This window comes from Solibacillus sp. NPDC093137, from assembly GCF_050280445.1.
Taxonomy (GTDB): domain Bacteria; phylum Bacillota; class Bacilli; order Bacillales_A; family Planococcaceae; genus Solibacillus; species Solibacillus isronensis_B.
Window position 1 is genome coordinate 120,002 of the sequence record NZ_JBNNVH010000003.1, and the last position, 12,813, is coordinate 132,814.

A 12,813-nucleotide genomic window follows, 5' to 3' on the forward strand; every position below is an offset into this window, starting at 1 on the left:
CGCCAAAACACAATCTAGGAGGAATTACAAAATGAGTGAAATGAATAACATTAACAAGAAACTTGATGAATTATCTCCAGAGAAAAAAGATCAGATTTTAGAAAGCTTTTCAACGTTCAAAAGCTATTTGAACGACCAGCTTGCTAAAGGTGAACGACTAGGTTTGAGCGATGACATGTTGGCAAAAGGCGCCAAGTTTGTAGCGGAGCATTTAGCTAAAAACGAAGAACCTCGAAACAGTGAAGAAAAAGTGCTGCAGGAATTATGGAAAGTAGCAGATGAAAGCGAAAAGAAAGCATTGGCAAGTGTGCTAGTGAAAATGGTACAAGCAGATTAATTCGTTGGATTAGAGTTTAGTAGAATCCAATAATACAAATAGACGCAAAAGCTGATTTTACAGCTTTTGCGTCTTAAATTTTACACTTTAAATTCGTTAATTTGTTCTTGAACTCCGACAGCGCCTACGCTCAATGATTGGGCGACAGCGTTAATTTCCTGCATAGTGGCAGTTTGTTCTTCAACTGCTGACAGGACAATGCCAATCTCACCGGCAGCTCCGTTAGCTGCATGAGCCATTTCAGCAATAGATGCTGCAACTTCCTCTGTACTTGCGGAAATTTGTTCGGATGATGCAGACACTTCTTGAATTTGAGAAGTCATCTCTGTGATCGACCCGACAATATGATTAAATGAAACTTGCGCATTTTGTAAGTAAATAACACCTTGATCAACATTTTGAGCTGTTGCATTAACGCTTTCTTCAACTTCTCTCGTATCTGCTTGAATCGTAGATGTTAAGCCGGCAATTTGCGATGCCGAGCTTTTCGATTGCTCAGCAAGTTTGCGCACTTCGTCAGCAACAACGGCAAACCCTTTACCATGTTCTCCTGCACGGGCCGCTTCAATTGCTGCATTTAGAGCAAGAAGGTTTGTCTGATCTGTAATATCCGTAATCACTTTTGTAATGTTCTCGATCTCGGCAGATTGTCTGCTCAGCTGTTTAATTTTTTCTTTTGTTTCATAAGAAGACTGCTGAATAACCGACATTTGCTGTTCAGCTGTCTGTAATGTATGACCGCCTTCTCCAGCAATTGTCTGCATGTCCATCGCATGTGAGTTCAATACTTGCGCGGCTTCAGCGATTCGGCTTACACCTTGAGCTGTCTCATCCATAGCAACAGCACAATCATTGCCGATTGCTGCAGCGTTACTACCGCCTTCAGCAACAGTTTCCACACGTTTTGCAATATCAGCAGAAGCTGCAGATACTTCATCGGTACTGCTCGCCAGCTGTTCAGAAGCTGCTGTTGTACTTGAAACGTTTAATGATACATTACTGATCAAGCTAGCAAGATTGGCTTTCATTGCATTAAAGGCAGTCGCAAGGTCTCTAATCTCATCTTTTGATTTAACATGAATATCTTCTTCGCGTAAATCCCCATTCGCTATCACATTTGCAGCATTTGTTAATCTGCGTAATGGACGGGTAATGCTGAGTGTAATGTAGATGGCTAAAGCAACTGCAATGAGTGTACCTATCACAGAAATTGTAATAAGCGAAATTTTAATTATATTTGCGCTTTCAGTTGTTTCCTTACTAGTAGTGTTCATCTGTTCCTTTTGGAAATCAACCATACCATTGATTGTTTGCTGAATATTGCGGTTAGCTGGTACAGCGAATTCGAATAACATATTATAAGCTCTATCTGTTTCTTCATTATCGACGTACGCAATTACTTCTTCTACATAGCCGTTATATAAAGCTTGTTGTTCTTTTAATATGCTTAATTGTTCCTGCATTTTAGCGGTTCTAAATAATCCTTCGATTTCACCGATTTTTTCTGCAATTGTTTCTCTTTGAGTAGTAAGTCTTTCTATATCAGTTGGATCTTGGCGTAAAACATAGGAACGGATATATAGTCCCTGTAATGATGTCGCATTTTGAATTGCCGATAATTCCATCGCATTAAATACGGCCCCATCGATTACATACGAATAATCCTCATCAATTTCAGTCATTTTAATGACAGAAAAAATTGAAAGAAAAATGAGAATTACAATAACGATACCAAAGCTACCGAACAGTTTCTTTCCAATATTCATATTTATTTTCCTCCGAATTCATAGTTAAAATATATTTATAACTTCGGTTTAAATTTAAAGTACTTAAGACTAATTTTATAGGTGATAGGTAGTTATTTAGGCTTAAAATGAAGTTTTGGAATTAAGTAAAATTTATTATGGTTTAAGCAGGGAATTTTGTCATATAACATTTCTATGGATGGGGGTGAATTGCAGAGGTTAGATATTCTAATAAATTGCCGGGATGTTCTAATATAGCGAAAAGTTATCTAAAAAAGTCTTATTTTCTAATATAAGTGTCAGTTGTAATAAGTATCCGAGATGTGCTAATAAAGGTGGTGAATGTTCTAATAACGAATGAGGATTTTCTAATATCAGTTGTAACTCTTCTAGTAGACCCACCCCAACAAAAAAACCGAAACCCTATTAAAGGATTTCGGTTGGCACATGTAGCATCAAGTTCTAAACTTCGCCACGATGCCTTGCAGTTCTTCGGCAAGGTGGGCAAGAGAACCTGCTGCGGTATTCACTTCGGACATCGATGCAAGCTGCTCTTCTGAAGCGGATGCGACTGAAACGGCATTATCTGCTGTAGTTTCAGAAACCGACGCCATCTCAAGTGATTGCTCTGACACCGATTCCATTTTCGAATGAATGCTGTCAGATACAGCGGTAATCTCGTTTACCTGAGCTTGTACTTGACCGATAATAACAAGAATTTCATCAAACGTTGCCTTCGTATCGTGCGAAATCGTGATTCCCGCATTGACGCGGTCTTTCACTTGCTGGATTGACGAAACGGTGGTAGTCGTATCGTTTTCAATTTCAGCGGCAATGCGCGAAATATCGGATACGGACTGCTTCGTCTGCTCAGATAATTTCTTCACTTCATCCGCGACAACGGCAAAGCCTTTACCTGCTTCACCTGCACGCGCTGCTTCAATTGCAGCATTCAGTGCAAGCAGGTTCGTCTGGTCGGAAATATCCTGTACAAGCTTTAATATATTCACAATCTCAGTCGTACGGCTAGCAAGAAGTGTTAACGAATCTGCTGTTTCTTCTACTGTTGATTGAATGAGGTTCATTTGAGACACGGTGTTTTCTACATACACCGAACCTTTTTCGATTTTCTCATTGGTTGAAATAGAAAGTGCTGTCGCCTGATTTGCCTGATTCGCGATTTCTTCAGCTTCTTCCAATACTTTTTGCGCAAAGGCAGCAGAGGAGCTCGACATTTCTTTTTGCTTATCTGCTGCGTCCGAAACATTTTGAATGGAAGTGGAGATCAGTTCTGTACCAAGCATTGTTTCATCGGCACTGGCCATCAGCTCCTCGGCAGATGCTGCAACCTGATCAGAACTGTCAGAAACATGCGTAATGATTTCCTTTAAGTTACCGGTCATCTGGCGGAATGAAGTCTGTAATTCACCAACTTCATCATCAGCTTCCTGATCTTCAAACTGCACATTTAAATTCCCGGCAGCAATTTCTTTTGCACCTGTTGTTAATCGACTGATGCGGCCAACAATTTTGTTTGTGAAATATAGTGCCGACACGACACTTACGATGATAAGTGCGATAGCGGAAATAATGGAGATCCATGTAATCGCGTTTATTTTATTACCAAGCTCTTGCTGCATCGCATTATAGTTTGCGCTCACATCACGTTTCAACTCGATTACATCATTAACGATTCCTCGTGTACGCTGGGATTGACGCTTAATTTCAGCAACATTTGTTTCCTGTAGGGAAGCGGCAGTCGCTTCGGCAATTTTTGCGAACTTTTCTTCAAACTGTGCACTAATTTGACGTTGGCGTTCTGTTGAAAAACTGCCTTTCAGATTGTTATAAACTTCTTCAGTTCGCGCTAAATCCGTTTCAATATTATATTTATTGTTTTCGGATACATTGATCGAATAGACGCTCAATGATTTTTGCAGGCTTTGAACTGAGCTGTTTAATTCCTCAACGGCAACTAAGGAATCCACGACTTCTTCTGTTGATGCGTTCAGGCTCATAAGCTGGCTAATATTATAGCCGATAATACAGACAGCTAAAAGCAGCGGTAACAATGCTAACATTAATATTTTCTTTTTTAATTTCACTGTTGTACGATCCTTCCTTCTACTTAATCTTCACTTGGCCGTCCGAAATCTCCTGCTGTAACTGATCAATTTGCTTTTGTTCCTGCGCAGTTAAATTCACGACACGGATTGGTGCAAGACTAACACCATATTCTTTAATGCCAAGCACATTATCTTTTTCTGAAAGTGTCCCTGTTTCCGCAATTTCTTTAATTGCCTGATAAACAGCAGTATCGACCTGTTTTAGCATTGAAGAAACAATCGTATCCTCAGCAAGGAAAAACTGATCGCTGTCCACACCGAATGCATGTACACCGGATTCCTGTGCCGCCAAAATAGAGCCGACCCCTGTGAAGCCGGCAGCGGGATAAATATAATCCGCACCTTGCGCAATCATATCGCGGGCAATTGAAGCACCAAGCTGATCATCACCGAAATCACCTGCATATTCAGATAATACTTCTATGTCAGGGTTTACTTGTTTGGCACCGGCTTTAAACCCAGTTTCGAAACGCTTGATAACTTCATTTTCAACACCGCCGATAAATCCGATAGTATTGCTGTCTGTTTTCATCGCAGCGAGCGCCCCGAGTAAATAGGAACCTTCATCTTCTTTAAAAGTTATATTATGAACATTCGGCAGGTCAGACACTGCGTCGATTAATATAAATTGCTCGTCCGGATTAGCAGCAGCCACTGCTTCCATATCTTCCTGGACTGTAAACCCGATTCCAATGATCAGATCCTGTCCTTCCGCAACGAGTTCTTCCAGCCCTTGCTTATATGTACCGGTAAATTCAAGTTCACGGTAATCAAACGTTATATTTAACTCATCGCGTGCTTTTTCGAGACCTTCAAAAGCAAGATCTGAAAACGACTGATCACCAAGTCCTGCATCTGACAGCATGACCCCAATTTTCACCCGTTCCTTATTCTCTTCCTCTGACTTCTGAGAGCAGGCAGAGAGCACGACTACAACGAGAAGACTCATCAAAAACAACCATCTTCTTTTCATTTCACCAGTCCTTTACTTTAAATACATTATGTAGAGGTTCGACCTCCAACATTTTCAATTTTAACGTATACTTGTCATTTAATAAATGAAATAAAAAAATTATGCAGAAAATTAACAATTTTTGGGAGATTATGGGTAATCGGAATTTTATTAGAAGATAACTCGGGGATATTAGAAAAGATCCAAGCGTTATTAGAAAATCGTAAAGTCATATTAGAACACCTCAAATTAGATGAGTACTTCTCCAACTATAAAAAGAAAATTCTGAAACTTATGTTGACACAATCTGGAAGCATGCAGTATAGTGTAGTAATTAAAAAGGGGGAAATTTTATGAAAGGGTTCATTTATACTCAGCAGCAGTTTACACAATTACATCTTCATACTAAGTAGTCTTGCTATCTTTATTAGATTTTTAATAATGAATAGGAAGACTTTTTCGCATTGAATCGTATAATAAAGCCGTTTTGGAGCTTTATCATTATACGATTTTTTTATTTCTCAAAAATAGGAGGATTTGTATGAAAAAAATGGACTATCAAAACGTAAGAGGAACACAGGATTATTTACCAAGCCAGGAAGTCATCAGACGCAACATACGGCGCACATTAGAAGATACGTTTATATTGTATGGATGCAAGCCATTGGAGACACCGATATTAAATTATACAAAGTTAATGGCTTCCAAATATGCAGGTGGGGCAGAAATTTTAAAGGAAATGTACACATTAACAGATCGTGGGGAACGTGATTTAGCACTTCGTTATGATTTAACGATACCTTTTGCAAAAGTAATTGCGATGAACCCACAATTATCAATGCCCTTTAAGCGCTACGAAATCGGGAAAGTCTTCCGGGATGGACCGATTAAAGCAGGAAGGTTTAGAGAGTTCACTCAATGCGATGTGGATGTTGTCGGCATAGAATCCCAGTCCGCAGAAGCTGAATTGATGATGATGACAATCGATGCTTTTAACAAGTTGAATATTGAAATGGTGATTCAATTCAATAACCGTAAGCTATTGGCAGGGTTACTGCAATTTTTTGAAGTCCCTCAAACAAAAATAAACAGCGTCATTCTTATACTTGATAAGATGGAGAAAATCGATCAAATCACTTTACTGAAAGAACTGGAAGAACAGAACCTTTTACCTTCCACAATTGAGTTTATTAAGCAGTTTTTAAATGCTAATCCGACACTGGCATATTTTGAACAGTACCGAATGGAGAATGAATTAATTAAGCAAGGATATGAAGAATTAGTCGAGCTGCTAGATTATTTACAAGTTTTAAATGTCGGTGAAAGTTGTGTGTTTAATCCATTTTTAGCACGTGGTCTGGAAATCTATACAGGAACGATTTATGAGCTGTTTCTAAAAGATGGTGCCATTAAATCAAGTATTGGAGGCGGCGGTCGTTACGATAATGCCATTGGAGGATTGATCGGTTCAGAGGAGAAAATTTCTACTGTCGGCATTTCATTTGGTTTAGACGTTATATATACAGCGATGGAGCAAAGAGAAAATAATGCCAACCAATCGTTGGTGGATATTTATATTATTCCATTAAATAAGGAAAAGGAAGCCCTGCGTATAGCTTGGCAATTACGTCAGCAAGGAAATCGTGTAGAAGTTGAATTAAGTGGGAAGAAATTGCGAAAAGCAATGGAAAAAGCAAATCGTGAAAATATCCGGAAAGTAGTTATTTTAGGGGAAAATGAAATTCAACGCGGACGATATGAGCTGAAAGATATGAAAACAGGTGACGTTGAGCAATTTGAAATATTTTAAATAGGAAGGGAAGAGACGGGATGATTATTCGCAAAGCAAATATAAGTGATGCCACTGGGATAGCCAAAGTCCATGTTGATAGTTGGCGGACTACATATAAGGGAATTATTCCACAGAGCTTTCTGGATGGGCTCAGCTATGCGCAACGCACAAAACTTTGGGAAAACAATATTTTAGATAAAACTAATACAATCTTCGTTGCAGAAAATGAGGGAGAAATTATTGGTTTTGTCACAGGGGGCACACGTAATACAAATAAAGAGGCAGGAGCAAGCGATTTAACATCGATTTATTTACTTGAAGAATGGCAAGGCAAAAGCGTCGGGAAAAAACTATTGAATCAAATTATGAGTACCTTTTTAGAGCAGGGCTATCAGAAAATATATGTGGATGTATTAGCAGATAATAAAACAAGACTGTTTTATCAATATTATGGAGCTGAGTATGTTAAAACGGTTCAATTAAATATAGCAGGTAAGACAGTAAATGAAGAGATTTATGTATGGAACAATGTAGAAAAAGTAATCCAACGGTCTAAATAAAAGATTTACATTTTTTGTGTTATTTCAAATAATATTATTGAAAAATTGTATAATTATGTTATTATTTTACAGTACGGTAAAGCTAAAAACCTATCAATTCTCTATTTATTAGGATAATAGAAACAAAAAATTAGGAACTAAAACATGCTACATTCCTTAGTAGTCATGATATACTAATAGTTGTCAGACATTTCAGTTAAAGTGGTGGGGGGGCCGGTATGGAATTTAATCAAAGAACAAAACAGAATGTATTATTGCTTTGGTTAGCTACTGGGCTACCCCTCATGTACGGTTTATATTTTCTGTTTCCAAGTCAGCCAATCGACTGGGAAATTTTCGTGTATCTGACTATTTTCGCACTCATAACAACAGCGATTCCTTTCCAAATCGGGAATACGACGATTATTCTTTCTCAATGGGTGACATTGGCAGCCTTTTTGCTGTACGGTGTCGGGGCAGAAATGCTTATCGTCCAGTTAAGTATTTTGCCGATTATTTACCAGATGAGAAATCATAAAGATGCATTTTACCGGATTATTTTTACTTCGTGGATGTTTGCCTATACGTCGTTTTTCGCTGCTGGCATTGTACATTTAGCGGGGTTTGAAGTAGGGAACACGAATTTAACGCACTTACTGCTTTACGGAACAGTATTTGTCGTATTGCATTTGTTTATCAATCATACGATTTTGTATGTGCGTGACCGTTTTACAGGAGAAGATGAAAAGTTTTTCAGTGAACATATATTATGGGATTATGGCAGTGCGACTATTACGATCCCGTTTGCGGTTACATTAGTTATCCTGATTAATGGAATTGGAGCACCGGCGATTTTCCTGCTAGGCATTCCTTTTTTTGCGGTAACGTTTATTGCAAAAATGTACAATATTTCGGAACGCGTCAACTATTCGCTCAGTAAAGCAAGTGAGTTTGGTCATGAGCTGGCAGATCGATTAAGCGCACAGCAAATTATTGAACTGTTTATGCACCGGGTTGGTCAGCTCTTTGCCCATGATGCGATGTATCTTGTCGATCATATTCAAGGGAAATATGTGATTTTGCGTGCAAGAGTAGATGGAAAGGATATCGAAATTCAAGCAGATTCCGATTCAATCCGAGATTCCTTTATTCATATTTGCTTCCAGACAGAAGACAAAAAAGTGTTCTCCACTGCGAAAGAATGGGAAAAGGATGCTCCGGATTTTATTCCTTTTGATATGAATAGTGTCATGATTGTTCCAATACACCGTAATCAAAAGACGGAAGGAACATTGATTTTAACGGCACGCAAAAAGAACGCTTTCGAAAAGTACCAGATGGATATCGTTCACTTACTGTCGACGTATTTTGCTGTATCGCTGGAAAAAGCGAAGTATTTCAGCGCGGCAGTTGAGAAAAGTGAGACATGTGCATTAACAGGTTTATATAATTATCATTATTTAGATAAAAGGCTAGTGATGGAGCAGGAGCGGATTATAGCGAACCCCCATCTGCAGTTCTCATTGTTAATGATGGATATCGATTATTTTAAACGCATTAATGATACGTATGGCCATCATGCAGGTAATATTATCCTTCAAAATTTTGCTAAACTACTGGAAAACTTTGTTCCGGAAGAATCGGTTTTGGCAAGGTATGGGGGAGAAGAATTTGTCATGCTTCTACCGCATATGACGAAGGAAGAGGCAGTCCAATTAGGTGAAGAAATTCGTCAATGTGTAGAAGTAACACCATTTTTAATTGAATCCGATTTGGCCGAAGAGGGTCAGAAAGAGCTAGTATTTATTACAGTGAGCATCGGCGTTTCGAATGTGCCGGATGATACGGATGAAACGAAAGGGCTTTTACGTAACGCTGACCGTGCCCTTTATATCGGAGCCAAACAGGCAGGACGCAATAAAGTAGCAGAGTATTCACGTTAAAAGAACGCCTTAGTTAACGCTATGGTGTTCTTTTATTATTTTCTAATGAAGTTTTATTAACTACCGGGTAACAAATCATACTAATTTCATATGGATTAATGTATGATGGAAGTATAATCTTTAAAGTTGAAAAATTCTGTGTAAAAGCTTGCAACATATCGGAGGAATGACAGATGGCAAAAATCTACGTAATCCATGAAAATGATGATTGGACGCGTCACTTAGTAAATCGTTTAGAAGAATTAAACTTACCATATGAAACTTGGCATTTAGACGAGGGGATCGTCAACTTGACTGAGGCCCCACCGGAAGGAGTATTCTACAACCGAATGAGTGCCTCATCACATACGCGTGATCACCGTTACGCACCTGAACTGACAGGAGCAGTACTGGACTGGCTTGAATTCCACGGAAGAAAAGTATTAAATGGCAGCAATGCACTACGCCTGGAGTTAAGTAAAGTAAAACAGTACACGGCACTGGAAAAGCACGGAATTAAAACACCGAAAACAATTGCGGCTGTTGGAAAACAGCAAATTGTTGAAGCGGCAAAAGCACTGAATATCGTACCTTTTATTACGAAGCATAATCGTGCAGGTAAAGGATTGGGCGTTCAGCTGTTCTATTCAATCGCTGCACTGGAAGAGCATTTGGCTAAACCGGACTATGAAGAGCCTGTTGATGGAATTGTGCTGATCCAGGAATATATTGAATCACCTGAATCGTACATCACACGTGTTGAATTTATCGGAAGAGAATATTTCTACTCAGTTCAAGTCGATACGTCGGAAGGATTCGAGCTTTGTCCAGCAGATGTATGCCAAATTGGCGATCTGTTCTGTCCGGTAGGAGAAGAGCCGAAAGAACAGCGTGCAAAATTTGAAATCGTCGAAAACAACGAAACAAAGCTGCTTGAAAACTATGCGAATTTCCTGAAAGACAGTGGAATTGATGTAGCGGGCATTGAATTTATCCGCAATGCAAGAGGGGAAATATTTACGTATGATGTCAATACAAATACGAACTACAACCCGGATGCAGAGGCAAAAGAAGAGAAGTATGCAATGCTGCAGCTTGCTAAGTTTTTAGGGCAGGAACTGGAAAAAGTAACAGTTCAAAAAGTGAAATAATATAAAAAGTCCAATGAAGGGGGAGCACAGTACGGCACTTTCTTCATTGGACTTTTTTATTTATATTTCTTATGCTGCTTCATTCGTTTTACTAAGAAACCGCCTTTAAACGATTTCGGTTCATAGGAAATTATAAACGCGGATGGCTCATGATGTTGGACTAGCATAAATAATTCCTTTTCACGATTCCGTTTTGTTAAAATTTCATATTTATAACGTTGGCTGTCACGCCCTTCACCAACGTATGTCGTTACCGCAAACCCTTCATTTCTCATAACTTGGATCAGCTCTTCATTGCGGATTTGCGTATTAATCGTTACATAAATATAGCCAATCGCCAGCTTTTGTTCGATGCGAGTCCCGATAATAATACCTAGACCAAAACCGACCGCATAAACGACCATTGCAAGAAAACCTTGGTCGCCACTGAAAACAAGAGACAGACCAAACACATAGATGAGCATTTCAACGATTCCGATCATTGAAGCGAGCGTTGTAATATTTTTGACTAAAAAAATTGTACGCAGTGTAAATAAAGGAACGTAAAGAAGTTGTAATAATAGAATAAGTAAAATTTCTTTCATCAAATCGAATCCTTTTCTTTAAATAATTATGCTCATCATATATGTACACTCTTACAAATGCAATAGATAAGATTATATAGAGAAGTATTATTCAACGTATTATACACCCTGGCTAATTTCCCAATAAAAAATATTCTATACAAAATTTCTCAAAATAAACATAACTTATATGTTTACCCATCCGTTATTTGTGGGAAACATATATGAGGATAATCCATAGAAAATTATTCGTTATTACTTATTACTTTTATACTCAGTGAAAGAGACTAGCAGGAGCTTTCGTAATAGGTTTATTAATTACTTATATTATACATAGTACATAGCTAATGAGACTTATAGACTGAAAATGTGACAAGAAAGCCTCCGCATTTCTTTTAACTGTTGTTTTCTGTATAATTATGGGGAACGGGCAATGAATTTATATGCTTTATCTAAAAAAATAGAGAGAAGTTGATGTAATGACCATTCTTGTTGTAGACGATAACCAAGTTAACCTCTTCGTTATTGAAAAAATATTGAAAAGTGATGGTTATGAGAAGTATGTTTCCGTACAATCTGCAAAAGAAATGTTTGACTACTTAGATCCATCCAATGCTCCTAAGTGCTATGACATTAATGTTATTTTATTGGATGTTATGATGCCGGAGATGGATGGAATTGAAGCTTGTCGTATTTTAAAACAAAATCCTCAATGGAAAGATATCCAGGTGATATTCGTAACGGCACTTGAAGATAAAGTGAAATTGTCGGAAGCTTTAGATGTTGGCGGGATTGATTACATAACAAAACCTATTAATCGAATAGAATTATTAGCCCGTATACGTGTTGGGAAAAGGTTGAAAAAAGAACTGGACTGGCATACAAATCAGGAAAAGATTATTCAAAGAGAGTTGGATCTGGCAGCCCGTGTCCAACAAAGTCTTTTAAGCCCAGCTGTTCATGAACCGAATATCTCAATTACTGCTTCTTATTTACCATCATCGAATCTGGCAGGCGATTTATATTACTGGGACAAGCTTGATGAAGACCGCTATGCTGTCATGTTATTGGATATGATGGGGCATGGGGTGTCCGCATCGCTTGTTTGTATGTATATTTCATCTGTTTTGCGTGAGGCAATTAAAAAGCTGACCGACCCAGAGCTTGTTATTGCAGAGTTGAATCGTTATATGAATTTACTGCAAAATGAAAAAGAAAATATATTGTATTATTTCACCGGTGTGTATTTTATTATTGATACGAAGAAAAAGACAGTGGAATACGTCAATGCAGGTCATCCGAAAGGGTATGCTTTGGTTGATGGGGAAAAGACAGTACCGATTACGTCGACGAGCTATGCGGTAGGATTTGTGGAAGATATCAAAATTGAAAAAGCAGTTATACCATATAATTCTTCTATCCAAATTGTCCTCTTTACAGATGGTGTTCTGGAAGCGATGGGTCCGTGTGATCTGGAATCTGAAAAAGAGCTATGTGAAATTGCGAGTAGCCACTGGTCGACGGAAACTTCACCAATCGACTACTTGTTGAAGGGCGAACAGCAGCATAATCAGCCAGATGATATGTGTGTACTATTATTGCGTGCCAACAGTTAATTAACGGATTTAAATAAAAGAACTCAATTTTTCTCTTGTAGAAAAATTGAGTTTTTTGCTGTTTAATCCA

General features: G+C 38.3%; 10 protein-coding genes. 6 read left to right on the forward strand and 4 right to left on the reverse strand.

Annotated features, from left to right (window positions below):
- Positions 1 to 31: 31 nt before the first annotated feature.
- Positions 32 to 337, forward strand: a complete 306-nt coding sequence (locus ACQKN3_RS13595; RefSeq protein WP_251690158.1) for a DUF3243 domain-containing protein — start codon at positions 32 to 34, stop codon at positions 335 to 337.
- An 80-nt stretch (positions 338 to 417) separates the two neighbouring features.
- Here ACQKN3_RS13595 and ACQKN3_RS13600 read toward each other — a convergent pair whose 3' ends face one another.
- From ACQKN3_RS13600 to ACQKN3_RS13610, 3 genes are all read right to left on the reverse strand, one after another.
- Positions 418 to 2,103, reverse strand: a complete 1,686-nt coding sequence (locus tag ACQKN3_RS13600) for a methyl-accepting chemotaxis protein (protein WP_427712230.1) — start codon at positions 2,101 to 2,103, stop codon at positions 418 to 420.
- 434 nt (positions 2,104 to 2,537) lie between these two features.
- Positions 2,538 to 4,187, reverse strand: coding sequence for a methyl-accepting chemotaxis protein (locus ACQKN3_RS13605; RefSeq protein ID WP_427712232.1), 1,650 nt, complete (start codon positions 4,185 to 4,187; stop codon positions 2,538 to 2,540).
- Positions 4,188 to 4,206: 19 nt separating this feature from the next.
- Positions 4,207 to 5,181, reverse strand: a complete 975-nt coding sequence (locus tag ACQKN3_RS13610) for a BMP family lipoprotein (protein ID WP_427712235.1) — start codon at positions 5,179 to 5,181, stop codon at positions 4,207 to 4,209.
- A gap of 520 nt (positions 5,182 to 5,701) precedes the next feature.
- On the opposite strand from ACQKN3_RS13610, the gene ACQKN3_RS13615 reads away from it, so the two are divergent.
- The 4 genes from ACQKN3_RS13615 to ACQKN3_RS13630 all read left to right on the forward strand — a co-directional run bounded on the left by ACQKN3_RS13615 (position 5,702) and on the right by ACQKN3_RS13630 (position 10,564).
- The gene (locus tag ACQKN3_RS13615) at positions 5,702 to 6,970 is read left to right on the forward strand and encodes a histidine--tRNA ligase (protein ID WP_427712238.1); all 1,269 of its coding nucleotides are present in this window, start codon (positions 5,702 to 5,704) and stop codon (positions 6,968 to 6,970) included.
- Positions 6,971 to 6,990: 20 nt separating this feature from the next.
- A complete protein-coding gene (locus ACQKN3_RS13620) occupies positions 6,991 to 7,512 on the forward strand; it encodes an N-acetyltransferase family protein (protein WP_427712240.1) in 522 nt (173 codons plus the stop codon).
- Positions 7,513 to 7,730: 218 nt separating this feature from the next.
- Positions 7,731 to 9,434 carry a sensor domain-containing diguanylate cyclase gene (locus ACQKN3_RS13625; protein ID WP_427712243.1) on the forward strand — a complete coding sequence of 568 codons (1,704 nt, stop codon included), beginning with the start codon at positions 7,731 to 7,733 and terminating at the stop codon, positions 9,432 to 9,434.
- Between the two features lie 173 nt (positions 9,435 to 9,607).
- Positions 9,608 to 10,564 carry an ATP-grasp domain-containing protein gene (locus tag ACQKN3_RS13630; protein WP_251690151.1) on the forward strand — a complete coding sequence of 319 codons (957 nt, stop codon included), beginning with the start codon at positions 9,608 to 9,610 and terminating at the stop codon, positions 10,562 to 10,564.
- Between the two features lie 56 nt (positions 10,565 to 10,620).
- Here ACQKN3_RS13630 and ACQKN3_RS13635 read toward each other — a convergent pair whose 3' ends face one another.
- Positions 10,621 to 11,148, reverse strand: a complete 528-nt coding sequence (locus ACQKN3_RS13635; protein ID WP_251690150.1) for a DUF2179 domain-containing protein — start codon at positions 11,146 to 11,148, stop codon at positions 10,621 to 10,623.
- A gap of 458 nt (positions 11,149 to 11,606) precedes the next feature.
- Between ACQKN3_RS13635 and ACQKN3_RS13640 the strand changes: the two genes are divergently transcribed.
- Positions 11,607 to 12,743, forward strand: a complete 1,137-nt coding sequence (locus tag ACQKN3_RS13640) for a SpoIIE family protein phosphatase (RefSeq protein ID WP_427712247.1) — start codon at positions 11,607 to 11,609, stop codon at positions 12,741 to 12,743.
- The last annotated feature ends 70 nt before the right edge of the window (positions 12,744 to 12,813 follow it).